Origin of the sequence: Paenibacillus intestini (genome assembly GCF_030803945.1) — a bacterium.
GTDB lineage: Bacteria > Bacillota > Bacilli > Paenibacillales > Paenibacillaceae > Paenibacillus > Paenibacillus polysaccharolyticus.
Genome location: NZ_JAURUN010000008.1, coordinates 16,156 through 30,538 on the forward strand (window position 1 = coordinate 16,156; position 14,383 = coordinate 30,538).

The following is a 14,383-nucleotide window of genomic DNA, read 5'->3' on the forward strand; positions in this document are numbered from 1 at the left end:
AAAGGGCCTTGAAAGATCGCATGAGAGATGCGGTCTTTCAGGCTTTTTTCTGTTGATAGTGAATCGAAGTCACGGACATAGAAGTAGATCCAAAGAGGTTCCACCAAAAGGAAATAAATAATTTAAATTAAGTTGTTGACAAAAAGTAAGTTAATAACTTATACTCAACACATGAGTTAAAGAGTTAAGCAAAAGACCTGCTGCGTTCGGTCAAAAAAAATGATATATAAATCCGACGCAGAGGAACATTCATGAGATAAAAGGTAAACCAGTTGAAGGGGTTTGCGGGCAGACAGTATCATGAAAAAATTTTCGCATAATATCTTTAATCTAAGAATACTATTTTGTATATATCGAATGGAGGAAAAGAAAATGATGTTGGATGTAGGGTTGTTGTTGATTCGTTTGGTGATTGGTTTGTCGTTCATGGCGCACGGGGCACAGAAGCTGTTTGGATGGTTCGGGGGTTACGGCATCAAAGGTACAGGCGGTTGGTTTGAATCGATGGGCATGAAACCTGGTGCACTCGTTGCTTTGCTGGCAGGACTTGCAGAGTTCGGCGGCGGACTATTGCTGGCGCTGGGTCTGCTGACACCGGTAGGTGGCATCCTGATCGCACTGACTATGGTGATTGCCATCGTTAAAGTACATGGTGCTAACGGTTACTGGTCTACACAGAACGGATTCGAGTATAACCTCGCCATCCTTGTGGTGGGCGTAGCTCTGGCTCTGACAGGCGGCGGGCAATATGCGCTGGATGCACTGATTTTCTAAAATCGAATGATCTGTAAGACATGAGAGGAACCCGGATGCCAGTTACATGGCGGAAGGGTTCTTTTTTTTGCGAAGAAAAGTGTTGAATTGGTGGAACGTAATCGGTTATTTTCGGCACAGATTATGGTACAATAGGAGAGTTGAATTGAGAACGAGGGAAAAAGCATGAATGGAAGCACCGATCTGAAAGGATGAACTCCATTGTAAATGTGTAAAATGAATTTATCGTGTACCTCTGATGATGAGGATGACATGCGAGTTTATAATCAACCGGCTTAGCCGGGTGGCATAAAGTTTTAGATTTTACAACTACGTTTGAAAGTTTACCAAGTGACTCTATGGACGACCGGCGCTGGCCGGATTAACGTGAATGAACGGATGAAAGGGATAGACGCTATGAGCAAAGCTGCAAATAACATTCTTCAAAAGGAAGTGGACAAACGTCGCACGTTTGCCATTATCTCTCACCCCGATGCGGGTAAAACGACTTTGACCGAGAAGCTACTGTTGTTCGGGGGCGCGATTCGCCTTGCAGGAACGGTTAAAGCCCGGAAAGCAAGCAAACACGCGACAAGTGACTGGATGGAAATCGAGAAACAGCGGGGGATCTCGGTTACGTCCTCTGTCATGCAGTTCGATTATCTGGATCATCGGGTTAACATTTTGGATACTCCAGGTCACCAAGACTTCAGTGAGGACACGTATCGTACACTGACAGCTGCCGACAGCGCGGTGATGTTGATTGACGTGGCAAAAGGTGTCGAGGCACAGACGATCAAATTGTTCCAGGTATGTGCGAAGCGTGGCATTCCGATCTTTACGTTTATCAACAAACTGGACCGTGAGGGACAAAGTCCGTTTGACCTGATGGAAGAACTGGAAAACGTATTGGGTATTCGCTCCGTCCCTATGAACTGGCCAATTGGTACAGGCCGTGATCTGTGCGGTGTGTATGACCGGATGAAAAATCAGGTGGAGCTGTTCCAAGGCGACGATCATTCGACGATCAAAGTGCAAAAAGTCGATGGATACAAGGATCCGATTATCCGCGAGATGGCGGGTGAGTATCTGCATGATCAGCTATGTCAGGAGCTTGAGCTTCTGGATGTAGCAGGTGACCCATTTGATATGGAAAAGGTACAGAAGGGTGAACTGACACCGATTTTCTTCGGTAGTGCCATCAACAATTTTGGTGTGCAGACGTTCCTCGAAAATTTCCTGGAGCTGGCTCCGAAGCCGGAACCGCGCCGCAGTACCGCAGGCGAAATTGAACCAACGAATGAGAAGTTCACGGGTTATGTATTCAAAATTCAGGCGAATATGAACCCTGCACACCGCGACCGGATCGCGTTCTTGCGTATTGTGTCCGGTAAGTTCGAGCGCGGCATGAGCGTGAAGCATAATCGTGTAGGCAAAGAAATTAAGCTGTCCCAACCGCAGCAATTCCTGGCACAGGATCGGGATATCGTCGAAGAGGCTTATGCTGGCGACATCATCGGTCTGTTCGATCCGGGAATTTTCCGGATTGGTGATTCGCTGAGTCAGGGCAGTGAAGTCGTATTTGATGAATTGCCAACGTTCTCGCCAGAGATTTTTGCCAAAGTGACGGTTAAAAATGCCCTGAAACACAAACAGTATCAAAAAGGGATCGATCAGCTTACGGAGGAAGGTACTATTCAGGTATTTAACACGGTGAGCTTTGATGAGACCATTCTGGGTGTAGTCGGTCAGCTCCAGTTCGAGGTATTCGAATACCGGATGAAGGGTGAATATGGGGTAGATGTGCAGTTGCAACGGATGCAGTATCAGTTTGCCCGCTGGATCGTGGACGAGAACTTAGACCCGAGTAAATTCCGGATTAACTCTGCCCTGGTAAAAGATAAAAAGGGCAATTACGTTGTACTGTTCGAGAATGAGTATGCGATGAGAACGGCGATCGATAAAAATCCAACGGCAAAGTTCCTCGAAACCGCGCCTTAATGTTATCTTGATATAATGAAATCCCTCCGCCGGGTGGTGGAGGGATTTTTTTGCTTTACCCTTACCGATCTCGGCAGAATTTATCCTGCCGGGTTAGGGGAGCTTTTTTTTGCAGACAGAACAAACGGTTTGATGGTTCCCTTCACCCGTCAGTGCTTCGATTATCGAAGCGGTTGTACGGGAATGGTGTGCAGATGCTCCTGCGCGATCTGAATCAGTTCCTCCTGCTTGGCAGGCTCTGTGTTCTTCCAGATCATCTCGAAAATGGCGCCAAGTCCAGGCAACGCTGCTTCGGGTCCGTCTACTGAACCTTCGATCATCTCCCGGAGCTGGTCATCACTTTTGTCATGAACCTTATGAACAATCGCTTCACGCAGGCTTAATGTAATGGGCATCGCAATTCCCTCCTCGGTTTATTCGGCTGCTGTATTACTGTTCCCTGTGGAGGGTGAGCGCATTCAAGTTTTTCCGTCTTTGTGGTATACTACGAAGGATTATTTACGTTGGCATCGTACCAGAACTGGTGCGTCTTGCCGTAATGCAGCGGGAGGTTAAATACCCTGATGGCGAAGAAACAATATGCTGTAATCGGTATGGGACGATTCGGATCAAGTATAGCGAATGCACTGAGCGGCATGGGATTTGACGTGCTGGCGATTGACGCGAACGAGCAGCGGACGCAGGAGATGTCCAATGTGGTAACCCATGCAGTATCGGCAGACTCAACGGATGAAGAAGCGCTGAGAGCGCTGGGGATACGTAATTTTGATGTTGTTGTTGTAGCGATTGGTGAAGATATACAAGCGAGTATATTGACTACTTTGATATTGAAGGATATGGGTGTGCCCGTGCTAATTGTAAAAGCTCAAAATGAGTTACATGGCAAGGTGTTGCAGAAGATTGGTGCGGACAAAGTCATTTACCCGGAAAGGGATATGGGTCTGCGTGTAGCGCATCACTTAACATCACCCAACATTCTGGACTATATTGAATTATCCGAGGATTACAGCATTTTGGAGATCAGAGCATCCGAACAGATGATTGGCAAAAACCTGCTGGAGCTGAACATTCGGGCACGCTTTGGTTGCAACGTCATGGCAATTAAGAGCGGGGGTTCAATGAACATCTCCCCTTATGCCGAGGATCGGATTGTAGATGGAGATGTGCTGGTTATTGTCGGACACAAGGATCATCTGACCAAGCTGGAGCTGGCCTATCCAAAATGATTAAGGAATAATAATGAGCCCGAAAATGGGAAGGATGGAACGATGGATATTGTATCACCGCAAAATACACGTGTAAAAGAGTGGGCACAGTTGCTGGAGAAAAAGCATCGAACCCGTCAACATAAATATATAATCGAAGGCATTCATCTCGTACAGGAAGCGCTATGTGCCGGAGCTGATCTGGAGTGTATCGTGTACGACGGTGAGCAAGGAGTGCCTGTAGAGCTGGCAGGACTGGAGAATCCACTGAAGCGAGTCGAGTGGGTCAGTGTGTCTCCTGCCGTGATCGCCAAATGTACGGATACGATGACCCCTCAGCCGGTATTTGCAATCGTGCGAAAAAGCAAAGAGCCGCTACAAAGTCTGATTGCAGAGCCGCAAGGTTTGGTGGTTGTGCTTGACAATGTGCAAGATCCAGGAAATGTGGGCACGATCATTCGCAGTGCGGATGCTGCCGGAGCCGCAGGTGTCGTTCTTGGCGCTGGTTGTGCGGATGTGTACAATCCGAAGACGATTCGATCAACGATGGGCTCTTTGTTCCATTTGCCCATTGTGGAGGGAGAATTGCAGACGTTGCTTCCTGAGGCAAAAGCCGCAGGTGTGAGGCTGGTTAGCACCTCTTTGCAGGCAGAGCATTCGTGTTACAGTTATGATTTTACCCAGCCGGTGTGGCTTGTCATTGGCAATGAAGGCAAGGGCATCTCAGACACCACGGCACAGCTCGTAGATGACGCAATTACGATTCCGATGCAAGGGCAAGCAGAGTCGCTTAACGCCGCGATGGCAGCAACGATATTGTTGTTTGAAGCGATGCGGCAGCGGATGGGTTGAAATAGTACCTACCCTTATTATCCACCCCTATTACCTCCACCAATTGAATGGAGACTGGAACAAGTGAGGGTTTTCCCTCAGCAGATTTCAGTCTTTTTGGTGATGATGTGAAGCATTGAACGACCTATTCCACCTTCAATATGAAGTGTCTGGAATAGGTTTTATTTTTATTCAGGATTGAATTCACCAAATTAAATCGAACGATATCATAGACCAAAACCAATATATAGTATCAGCAGAAAGGGGGATGGGAAATGAGTGAAGAGAATGAGTACATAACATTGGTGAAACTGACCTTGGCTGGAGACCATGAAGCTTATGGAGAGTTATATGAGAAGACGGTAACGGATGTGTATCGTACGGTTCGTTTTCTAGTGCATGATGCGGCGGATGCCGAGGATCTGGTGCAGGAGATTTATATTCAGGCTTATCGATCCCTGGCACGATATGATACTGGACGTGCTTTTCGGCCATGGTTAATGGGGGTTAGCATGCGACAGGTCAAGAGTTATCGACGCAGGAAAATGATGCAGTTTCGCTTCAAGCAACGGATTGAACAGATGGATACCGATACGGGCATGGAAGTTGATTTCTCGTCCCAACTAATCCATAGATTGGCCAATCGTCCCTTACTGACGCAAGTACAGCGTCTGCCTTACAAGTTGCAACAGGTGGTTACATTACACTATTTGAACGAGTATACCCAGGAAGAAGTCGCTGACATTTTAGATATCCCGCTGGGGACGGTCAAATCTCGAATCCATGCGGCACTTACCAAGCTGAGACAGCAGCAACAACTGCACTCCGAATTTGCGAGAAAGGTGGACAATGCCAATGAAATTGGATGAACAGTTACGGTCGGCATATCAGGAGGAAACGAAAGATTGGATTATCTCGGCTCGTGTCAAACATAACGTACTCCATGACGTTCGAAAAAAATCGTCTCTCCTAACTCGCGGCAGAAAATGGTGGGTTACTGCATTGCTCGCGGCCGTACTTATTATCCCTACAGGAGCTTACGCAGGGTATACCTATCTGGCTGACAGTATATACAGCTCGCCACATAACATCACTGCCTTAGGAGGCACTGTAGCGGATTATGAGCGATTGGAAGCAAAGCTGCAACAGGCACAGGCTCATTTTACGGAAAGTGAATTCGTATTATATATGGGACTGCTCAAACAATTTGCACAGATGGCATTGACCCATGCTGATGCCCAGGGGAAAATGAATCCGGATAGCTGGAGTAAGGAGGAGCAGGAAAAATACAAGCAGATCACGGCAAAGTTGCAACCCTTTTTTAATAAAATGGAAGGGTTAGAGAATAATTCGTCAACAGCTATACCTGTTTCACCGAGACTTATGGACGAGGATGAATTTTGGGCGGAACAGTTTACCAAGGCAGAAAAGTTATTTACGAAGGAAGAATATGCCGATTTTAGATCTGTATATGAACAGATGAAGACGTACAAGACGACAGTGGAAGACACGGACGGAAGCTATCACATGGATCGGTTATCCAATGAACAGCGGGCTGAACTGGATCAATTAACAGAACGTATGAGTGTGTATTTGGAAAAGATCGGGCTGCATGTGCGCTGATTATGCTAGCTATTCTTTTTCCGTCCGTCCCATCTCATGGCTACCTCTCATCCTCAACCGATATTGGTGTGGTGTGGTGCCGGTGGTTTTACGAAATACTTTGCAAAAATAAGAGGGGCTAGACATGCCGACACGGTGGCCGATCTCTGGAACGGATAAAGATGTACGACCAAGCAGTACGCAGGCTTGACGAATACGGGTGGCCTGAGCATATGCAATAATGCTGGTGCCGGTCGCCTTTTTAAACACATGGGACAGGTGATAGGCAGAGAGATGCAACTCACTCGCAATGTGTTCTAAACGAAAAGGTTCCGCGTAGTGTTGCTCAATCCACTGCATGGTTGCTTGGGCGTGGGGATCGATGATTTCTGAATGACCTGTTGGTTGGTTTGACAAATACTGATCCGGGAGACGGGCTAGTGTGTTCCAGATGTGACGTAGTTGCGTCAGTACATCCAGTACAAAAAGACAAGCATCTTCAGCAAGCTCATGAGGTAATAACTCAGGGTATTGTTCGCCGAAATGTTCCATTCGCTGAATGAGTAGTGAATCCGGTAAGAGAAAGATCGGTTGAATAGAATGCTGCTCGTTGAGAAGGTGCTCGGTAAAATGATGCGTGGTTATGAAGTGTGGCCAATAGGCGTGTAGTAACTCTAACTCCACCATAAGCACCGTGCGTACAAATGGGTGTGCTTCGGATACCTGAATTTGCACATGGTGCATCTGAAAGGGGCGGAAAATCATAAGTGTACCCGGTTCAAGCGGAAATACCTGTCCCTCGGTAATCAACTGCCCGTAACCGTCATGAATATATGTTAATTCAAGCTGTGAATGAGCATGAAAAACCTCACGAAAGGTTGCACGGGATGTACGGCGACATACCAGGCTGAATTGTCTATCACTTATATGTGGCATAGAAATCAGATGACCTCCCTTACCATCGCAAGATAGTTATATTTTATCACAGAATACATGCATAAAAGCGCTCTATTCTGAGGTATTGTGAAGAAACTAAGGGAGGGATAGAGTGATGATTAATGTAGCTATTATTGGTGCGGGTGCGATTAGTAATGCGCATATCTCTGCGTATATGAAGTTCCCGGAGCGGTGCCGGATTGTGGCAGTAGTCGATGTGTATATGGAAAAAGCGCAAAAACGAATTGAAGAATACGGACTACACGATGCTGTGGCAGTAGCGGATTATCATGAACTACTTCAAAACGATATTGATCTTGTATCGATCTGTACACCTCCATATACTCATGCTTCCATCGCGTGTGATTTCATGAAGGCCGGCAAGCATGTATTAGTTGAAAAACCGATGGCTTCTTCATTGGAGGAAGCGGACCAGATGCTGAAAGCAGCGCAGGATAGAGGCACACTGCTGTCGGTTATTGCCCAGAATCGATTTACCACTCCCATGATGAAGCTTAAAAGTGTACTGGATAGCCGGCATATGGGGCCAATTTTCCATGTTCAAGTGGACTCCTACTGGTGGCGGGGACATTCCTATTATGATCTGTGGTGGCGCGGGACCTGGGAAAAAGAAGGCGGCGGCTGTACGCTTAATCATGCGGTACATCATTTAGATGCCATGCTCTGGATGATGGGGGCGCCCATCGAAGTGCAGGCTATGATGGCCAATACGGCGCATGATAATGCCGAGGTGGAGGACATATCTATGGCGATGCTACGCTTCAGCCAAGGAGCAGTGGGCATGATTACAAGTTCCGTGGTACATCACGGAGAGGAGCAGCAGTTGATTTTTCAAGGAAAAGAAGCCCGCGTGTCCGTTCCCTGGAAAGTGGTCGCATCCACTTCGCAAAGTAATGGATTCCCCGAACCTAATCCGGATCTTGAACGTAAGCTTCAGCAGGAGTATGATGCATTGCCGGAAGTTATTCATTCAGGCCACGCCGGACAGGTTGAGAATGTGTTGGATGCTATAGAGTATGGGACATCGCTAGTTGTTGATGGGGAGAGCGGACGGAATACACTGGAGCTAATTGTTGGGATATATAAGTCTGCAAGTACGGGGGAGAAGGTGGTTTTTCCAATACCATCGGACGATACATTTTATTCCAGAGAGAGTATGATAAGGCATGTGGTTCACTTTTATGAGAAAAAGTCGTCTGTTGAAAATTTTGAGGATATAGGTATTACGCTTGGACGCCGATTGGATGAAGAGTAATCGTCTTATGTAAATCAAATCCCCTTTCGAGTAACCGAAAGGGGATCTTTTCTTAAAAATGTTACTCTAGAAATTAGCTAAAAGGCATCCTTTAGTGATGATTTTACGATGATTTCGTAGACTACCTGTGTTTTATTATCAACCAGAAATGCGATCATACATACATCTTCCATATTTGATATACGATCATAGATTGAAATATCCTGATAAGTACCATCATTCATCTTTTTATAGTGATAATCGATGATCCCATTTCCTCTTACTCCAGATGATCCATATCGGCTTATAACATCGGTTATGGTGCTTTCACCCAATACGATTCCTTTTTTCGTAAGTCGTGAAACACCTGATTGAATGGAATCTTCTTCATATAAGTATGTTTTCCAGCCATCTAATTCTCCATTTTGGTTAAAATGAGCATTGAATAACGGATACATATCGTCATCAAAAATACTCTTCCCTGAAGAATTACCAAATTGTGCATCAATGGATTTTTTCGAGTCTCCAAATCTGAGTTCTGAATTATTGCCCTGAATAACCAAATTAAAATCTTCATCCGTCACAGGTTCTGTACTAAAATCAGGAATCACCTCAGGAGGTGTGTTCGCCATTTCAGGCAGAAGACCGAGGTCCGTAGGGATTTTTGGTCTTTGCTCAATGGTTAGTTTTCCATGTAAAGCAAGTTGGCGTATCCATTGAAGTGCCTCTGCCCTCGTAAGTGTACTTTCACCATCAAACTGTTGCGGAGAAGTTGCTTTGCTATTGGCTAATCCTTGTCCGATATTCCTTCCCACGTCCGAGCAGTTAATTTTTCACTGTACTGGTCTTGAATTACATATTCAGCTGTTACGGTTGTGGAACCTAATAATAATGCAGTTAAAATAGAGCAAGCGGCCATACGTTTAAGGCTTTTCAAGTTATGTACCTTCCTTTGTTGGAATTTATTGTAGCTATAATAATTTATCGGTTGCTTATCTTATGATGTAAAGAATAGGAATAAAATAGCAGAGGTGAAAGAGCGATGAACGCTCCTTACCTCTGCCATTATATTGGTGAGTTGGTACAATGAAACTTACAACCATTTCTCCGCCCATCGCTCGACAGCGCTTAACGCGCGCCCGAGTTCGCTTCCTTTGCGGGACAACATATATTCAGTCCGAACAGGACGTTCAGTAACGACATGCCGCACGACCAATCCCTCTTCTTCCAATTCCTTCATACGTTCATTTAATACACGTTTGCTCAGATCGGGAATATAAGCATGAATTTCACTGAAGCGTTTGGGTTCTTCCATCAACGCATGGATAATTAAAGCTACCCATTTTCGGCCAATGATCTGATAAGATTGTTCCACTTTTGAGCACATCTGTTTGGCATTCTCATCATCGTTCATAACTGTACTCCTTTGGTTTAGTATCCCTTGTACTATACTTAGTATACTTATTGTAACCTTCTTGTCCACAGGTCTTATGTATAAAATGTCACAATCCAATTGCTATTAAACTTACCACATAAAGCGTTAACATTCAACAAAACCCCTGTAAACACTGGAGTTCACAGGTTAGACACGAATGTTGACGAATTGTGACGACAGGTGTAATATGGGTAACGTTAATTCTTAAGGTTACAATTTATAACCTGATCAAAGTTGATTGAGGTTGTGGAGAGAAGGAATGTTCCCATGGTTGGATTGAAGCAACGTTAATAAACGGAGGCAAGGCGGGCGTCGTGCCCACTTATTCCGTCTTTTGTCATGCTTGGATTTGACCATTTTGCAACATCATATACTATACTGCACAGATCATAGGAGGCACTCCAATGGATGCAATGACATTTGTCCTGTTCGGGGCAACAGGCGATTTAGCCAAACGTAAAATTTACCCTGCATTATACAATCTGTACGTAGATCAGAAAATGCCGAAGGCATTCTCCGTCATCGGTTTGGGCCGTCGTGAACTATCGGATGCAGACTTCCAAGCGAATGTGGAAAAGTCACTACAGGAATTCTCCCGTCAGAAGCCGGAGGAGGCATCACAGGTACGCGATTTCATCGGAGCTTTCCGTTACTGTTCGCTGAACAATACGAAGCTTGAAGATTACACCCGGTTGCTTCAGCTGGTGCAAGAGCGTGAACAAGAATTGAATATCCCGGAAAACCGCATGTTCTATATGTCGGTTGCACCTGAATTTTTCGAGCCAATCGCACTGAATATTCAAGAAAGCGGCCTGGGTAACACAAAAGGCTGGAAGAAACTAATCATCGAAAAACCATTTGGACATGATTTGCAGTCTGCTCGTGAGCTGAATGAGAAGCTGAGCAATACCTTTGCGGAAGAAGAAATTTATCGGATCGACCATTTCCTGGGAAAACCAATGGTACAGAACATCGAAACATTGACGTATGCCAACCCGGTGATTCAAGCACTTTGGTCTAACCGTTACATTGCGAACGTACAGATTACAGCCAGTGAAACTGTAGGTGTTGAGGAACGTGCTGCGTATTATGATCAAAGTGGTGCTCTTCGCGACATGTTCCAGAACCATATGCTTCAATTGCTGATGATGATTGCATTACATCTGCCGAAACGTTGCACACCGCAAGAAATTCAGTATAAAAAGAAAAAAATTGCTGAGTCGCTATGCCCATTAAACAAAGAGAATGTAGCATCTGAAGTGGTTCGCGCCCAATATGGTGCAGGCGAGCTTCAAGGCTCCGCAGTCGTTGGTTATTTGGACGAGCCAGGTATCCCTGCTAACTCACAGAATGAAACATATGTAGCCGCAAGACTGTGGTTGGATGATCCGTTCTGGGACGAGGTTCCATTTTATATCCGCACAGGTAAACGCATGGCTGAGAAATCAACCCGAATCGTCGTTGAATTCAAGGCGCCGCTCAAAACAGGACATCATGAGTCTGAAAACACGATGGCTCCAAACCTGTTGACGCTGGAAATTGGTCCTGGCGAAAGTATCTCTCTTCAATTAAATGCGAAGAACCCACTGAACCACGGTGAGGTAGAACCGATGCATATGACTTTTAACTCAGGAGAACGTAACGTTCCTGAAGCGTACGAGAACTTGATCTTTGACGCGATGCGTGGAGATTCTACTTTCTTTGCACACTGGAATGAAGTTGAACTGGCATGGCAGTGGGTACAACCGATTCAGGAAGCCTTTGCGGCAGGTACTATTCCACTGGATACGTACAGTGCAGGTTCGAATGGACCTGAATCAGCCGATCGCCTGACTGCGGAGAATGGATTCCGTTGGTGGTAAGAGAGGCAACATTCCTTAACTATTTTCTAAATATTTCATTGCTTTAAATTATACCGTTCCAATTTTGCATAAGACCTTCTGACTTATTCAGCCAGAAGGCCGCAAACATTTTATATATAGATGGCAGAAGCATCACGGCTTAAGCACACATCATCATGGATCACGTAGTGGAGGGGACGGAATCGATTCTGCAGAAACGAAGTGTTCGCCTTTGTAGTCCAATTTTACCCGTACAGCTAGGGAATTATAAAAATTGGAATACAACAGCGATCGAAAGAACGATCCGTAACCGGAACGGTTGGTGGGCAAAAGCGGAATGTGTTCTGTATCCTGATTCTACTCAAAACATTCGCAAAACAGGAGGATTTTATCATGAAACTTGGACTTATCGGACTCGGAAAAATGGGCTTGAACCTGGGCAGAAACCTGATTGATCACAAACACGAAGTGGTTGCCTTTGACCTGAATGCAGAAGCGGTTAATGAAATGAAAGAATACGGCGCTCAAGGCGTGTCTTCATACAAAGAAATGGTTGAATCCTTGGAATCTCCGCGCGTGCTGTGGATCATGGTTCCTCACAACGTTGTGGACGCTGTACTGGCTGAAGTGAGCCCGCTGCTGTCCAAAGGTGATATCATCATCGAAGCAGGGAACTCTCACTACAAAGAGTCCATCCGTCGTTACGAGCAGCTGAAACCACAAGGCATTCATTACATGGATGCAGGAACTTCAGGCGGTATGGAAGGTGCGCGTAACGGTGCATGTTACATGATCGGTGGAGATCCAGAAGCTTGGGCGATCGTTGAGCCTGCTTTCAAAGACACTTCCGTAGAAAACGGTTATCTGTATGCGGGTAAAGCAGGTAGCGGTCACTTCCTCAAAATGGTGCACAACGGAATCGAGTACGGTATGATGGCTTCCATCGGTGAAGGCTTCGACGTATTGGAGAAAAGCGGATTTGACTTCGACTTCGAACAAGTTGCGCGTGTATGGAACAACGGTTCCGTAATCCGTTCTTGGCTGATGGAATTGACAGAGCGTGCGTTCTCCAAAGATGCGAACCTGGATGAAATCAAAGGGGTTATGCACTCTTCCGGCGAAGGCCGCTGGACCGTTGAAACAGCATTTGACCTTCAAACGGCTACACCGGTTATCGCCCTGTCCTTGCTGATGCGTTACCGTTCCCTGGAAACCGATACGTTCACGGGTAAAGTCGTTGCAGCATTGCGTAACGAATTCGGTGGACATGCGGTGGAAAAAAACTAATCTGTTCATTAGAACAAACCTAAAGATTCCTTATTTGTAAAAAGTAAATCTTTCGCCTGTGCAGATGACATATCTGTTACGGGCGGAAGGTTTTTTTGTGCCTGGAGCAGCCTGATGTGCACATCCTGCGGATTTGCCGATCAGGCCACTCCAACGTGCATTACAGGGTGCTGTCCTTCTTTTTCAGGACAACATTGCATATGGATATCATATAAGCCTATGGCTCATCCCGCAGGGGAGGGAAGCTCCGATGATGCGAAAGAGATGGCGAAGCCGCAGACGACGCTCTAAGCCGCCAAGCGGTAAGCGGAAAGTATGGTTAATTGCTTTGCTCGTAGCTATATTTTGTTTGATGCAGGGCTTCGCATACGTGGACAAAAAGATGAAGCCGCCCATTATGCATCTGGCCAAGATCAGGGTGAAGCAGATTGCAACCGAGGCGATTAATAAAGCGATTACGGCTCAGGTTGCTGAAGGCAAGACAACGGAAGGTCTGATTGATTGGAAAACCGATACGGCGGGCAAAGTTTCAGGTTTCATGCTGAACTATAACGAACATATGCGCATCACGGCAAGTACGATGAATGTCGTGCAGTCTACCCTTCAGAACGTGCATATGTTAAAGGAAAAAATACCGCTGGGGCAGGCGCTGGGTAGCCCGGTTATGGCTTCCTTTGGCCCAAGCATCCCCGTTCGTATTGAACCTCAGGGGGCGGTGAAGGTTGACCTGAACACCCGTCAGCAGAATGCAGGTATTAACATGATTCTGGTCGAGGTATACATCCACATTATTGCCGAGGTTGCCGTTGTAGTGCCTTTTGACATGGAACCTGAGACCGTAGATACCGAAATCCCGATCTCATATTTACTCGTTGTGGGTGATGTACCGATGTATTATTACGATAATCAGGGCAGGCCTGTCGGAAGCAACGGTAGTAATGCTCCCGCAATTGCCTTGCCTTCAGGGCAGGCAGGCGTATCTAACGGCGGTAACGGTCACACGGGAAGTGGAAGTGGTACGAACAGTGGTAATGGCAATGGAAACGGCGCGCACAATAGTGGTGAGACACCAGGTAATCAGCCACAGATTCCAAATCCGCAGCAAGCGCCGGGAAACAATACACAGTCAAACGGGCTGGAACTTGAACTGGACCCGCCTGATCTGAACGGGAGTTTTCAGTCCGGACAAAATGGGCATTAGGCGCGAAGCGCTGGATTGCTTGCTCTCAGGCAATAT

Annotated in this window: 14 protein-coding genes; 10 read left to right on the top strand and 4 right to left on the bottom strand. The window is 46.1% G+C overall.

Translation table 11 applies throughout. The features are described from left to right. Positions 1-375: 375 nt before the first annotated feature. Entirely contained in the window at positions 376-774 is a 399-nt protein-coding gene (locus J2T16_RS19715) for a DoxX family protein (protein ID WP_053783291.1), read from the top strand. 396 nt (positions 775-1,170) lie between these two features. Then, positions 1,171-2,754 (top strand): peptide chain release factor 3, encoded by a 1,584-nt coding sequence (locus J2T16_RS19720; protein ID WP_090919682.1) that lies wholly within the window; start codon positions 1,171-1,173, stop codon positions 2,752-2,754. Between the two features lie 161 nt (positions 2,755-2,915). On the opposite strand, the gene sspI is transcribed toward J2T16_RS19720, so the two are convergent. Beyond that, the gene (gene sspI, locus J2T16_RS19725) at positions 2,916-3,149 is read right to left on the bottom strand and encodes a small acid-soluble spore protein SspI (RefSeq protein ID WP_036673259.1); all 234 of its coding nucleotides are present in this window, start codon (positions 3,147-3,149) and stop codon (positions 2,916-2,918) included. 168 nt (positions 3,150-3,317) lie between these two features. On the opposite strand from sspI, the gene J2T16_RS19730 reads away from it, so the two are divergent. From J2T16_RS19730 to J2T16_RS19745, 4 genes are all read left to right on the top strand, one after another. Then, a complete protein-coding gene (locus tag J2T16_RS19730) occupies positions 3,318-3,980 on the top strand; it encodes a potassium channel family protein (RefSeq protein ID WP_221789992.1) in 663 nt (220 codons plus the stop codon). 42 nt (positions 3,981-4,022) lie between these two features. Then, positions 4,023-4,811 carry a TrmH family RNA methyltransferase gene (locus J2T16_RS19735; RefSeq protein ID WP_221789990.1) on the top strand — a complete coding sequence of 263 codons (789 nt, stop codon included), beginning with the start codon at positions 4,023-4,025 and terminating at the stop codon, positions 4,809-4,811. 254 nt (positions 4,812-5,065) lie between these two features. Beyond that, positions 5,066-5,659 (top strand): sigma-70 family RNA polymerase sigma factor, encoded by a 594-nt coding sequence (locus J2T16_RS19740; protein ID WP_221789989.1) that lies wholly within the window; start codon positions 5,066-5,068, stop codon positions 5,657-5,659. Further along, positions 5,646-6,413, top strand: a complete 768-nt coding sequence (locus tag J2T16_RS19745; RefSeq protein ID WP_221789988.1) for a DUF3600 domain-containing protein — start codon at positions 5,646-5,648, stop codon at positions 6,411-6,413. The genes J2T16_RS19740 and J2T16_RS19745 overlap by 14 nt, the downstream gene beginning before the upstream one ends. Before the next feature lie 9 nt (positions 6,414-6,422). On the opposite strand, the gene J2T16_RS19750 is transcribed toward J2T16_RS19745, so the two are convergent. Beyond that, entirely contained in the window at positions 6,423-7,328 is a 906-nt protein-coding gene (locus J2T16_RS19750) for an AraC family transcriptional regulator (RefSeq protein WP_221789987.1), read from the bottom strand. 115 nt (positions 7,329-7,443) lie between these two features. Between J2T16_RS19750 and J2T16_RS19755 the strand changes: the two genes are divergently transcribed. Further along, positions 7,444-8,604 carry a Gfo/Idh/MocA family protein gene (locus J2T16_RS19755; protein ID WP_499019090.1) on the top strand — a complete coding sequence of 387 codons (1,161 nt, stop codon included), beginning with the start codon at positions 7,444-7,446 and terminating at the stop codon, positions 8,602-8,604. A gap of 77 nt (positions 8,605-8,681) precedes the next feature. Here J2T16_RS19755 and J2T16_RS19760 read toward each other — a convergent pair whose 3' ends face one another. Next, on the bottom strand, positions 8,682-9,398 hold the full coding sequence (locus J2T16_RS19760) for a hypothetical protein (protein WP_499019091.1): 717 nt from the start codon (positions 9,396-9,398) through the stop codon (positions 8,682-8,684). Positions 9,399-9,676: 278 nt separating this feature from the next. Beyond that, the gene (locus tag J2T16_RS19765; RefSeq protein WP_090919666.1) at positions 9,677-9,997 is read right to left on the bottom strand and encodes a winged helix-turn-helix transcriptional regulator; all 321 of its coding nucleotides are present in this window, start codon (positions 9,995-9,997) and stop codon (positions 9,677-9,679) included. Positions 9,998-10,422: 425 nt separating this feature from the next. On the opposite strand from J2T16_RS19765, the gene zwf reads away from it, so the two are divergent. The 3 genes from zwf (at position 10,423) to yunB (ending at position 14,347) form a co-directional block, all read left to right on the top strand. After that, a complete protein-coding gene (zwf, locus tag J2T16_RS19770; protein ID WP_499019092.1) occupies positions 10,423-11,880 on the top strand; it encodes a glucose-6-phosphate dehydrogenase in 1,458 nt (485 codons plus the stop codon). 372 nt (positions 11,881-12,252) lie between these two features. Continuing rightward, positions 12,253-13,146 (top strand): phosphogluconate dehydrogenase (NAD(+)-dependent, decarboxylating), encoded by an 894-nt coding sequence (gene gnd, locus J2T16_RS19775; protein ID WP_090919660.1) that lies wholly within the window; start codon positions 12,253-12,255, stop codon positions 13,144-13,146. A 250-nt stretch (positions 13,147-13,396) separates the two neighbouring features. Beyond that, on the top strand, positions 13,397-14,347 hold the full coding sequence (gene yunB / locus J2T16_RS19780; RefSeq protein ID WP_154985894.1) for a sporulation protein YunB: 951 nt from the start codon (positions 13,397-13,399) through the stop codon (positions 14,345-14,347). Positions 14,348-14,383 lie beyond the last annotated feature (36 nt).

Coding starts and splice junctions, on each gene's coding strand:
- J2T16_RS19715 (WP_053783291.1), top strand. CDS start 376: ATGTTGGATGTAGGGTTGTTGTTGATTCGTTTGGTGATTGGTTTGTCG.
- J2T16_RS19720 (WP_090919682.1), top strand. CDS start 1,171: ATGAGCAAAGCTGCAAATAACATTCTTCAAAAGGAAGTGGACAAACGT.
- sspI (WP_036673259.1), bottom strand. CDS start 3,149: ATGCCCATTACATTAAGCCTGCGTGAAGCGATTGTTCATAAGGTTCAT.
- J2T16_RS19730 (WP_221789992.1), top strand. CDS start 3,318: ATGGCGAAGAAACAATATGCTGTAATCGGTATGGGACGATTCGGATCA.
- J2T16_RS19735 (WP_221789990.1), top strand. CDS start 4,023: ATGGATATTGTATCACCGCAAAATACACGTGTAAAAGAGTGGGCACAG.
- J2T16_RS19740 (WP_221789989.1), top strand. CDS start 5,066: ATGAGTGAAGAGAATGAGTACATAACATTGGTGAAACTGACCTTGGCT.
- J2T16_RS19745 (WP_221789988.1), top strand. CDS start 5,646: ATGAAATTGGATGAACAGTTACGGTCGGCATATCAGGAGGAAACGAAA.
- J2T16_RS19750 (WP_221789987.1), bottom strand. CDS start 7,328: ATGCCACATATAAGTGATAGACAATTCAGCCTGGTATGTCGCCGTACA.
- J2T16_RS19755 (WP_499019090.1), top strand. CDS start 7,444: ATGATTAATGTAGCTATTATTGGTGCGGGTGCGATTAGTAATGCGCAT.
- J2T16_RS19765 (WP_090919666.1), bottom strand. CDS start 9,997: ATGAACGATGATGAGAATGCCAAACAGATGTGCTCAAAAGTGGAACAA.
- zwf (WP_499019092.1), top strand. CDS start 10,423: ATGGATGCAATGACATTTGTCCTGTTCGGGGCAACAGGCGATTTAGCC.
- gnd (WP_090919660.1), top strand. CDS start 12,253: ATGAAACTTGGACTTATCGGACTCGGAAAAATGGGCTTGAACCTGGGC.
- yunB (WP_154985894.1), top strand. CDS start 13,397: ATGATGCGAAAGAGATGGCGAAGCCGCAGACGACGCTCTAAGCCGCCA.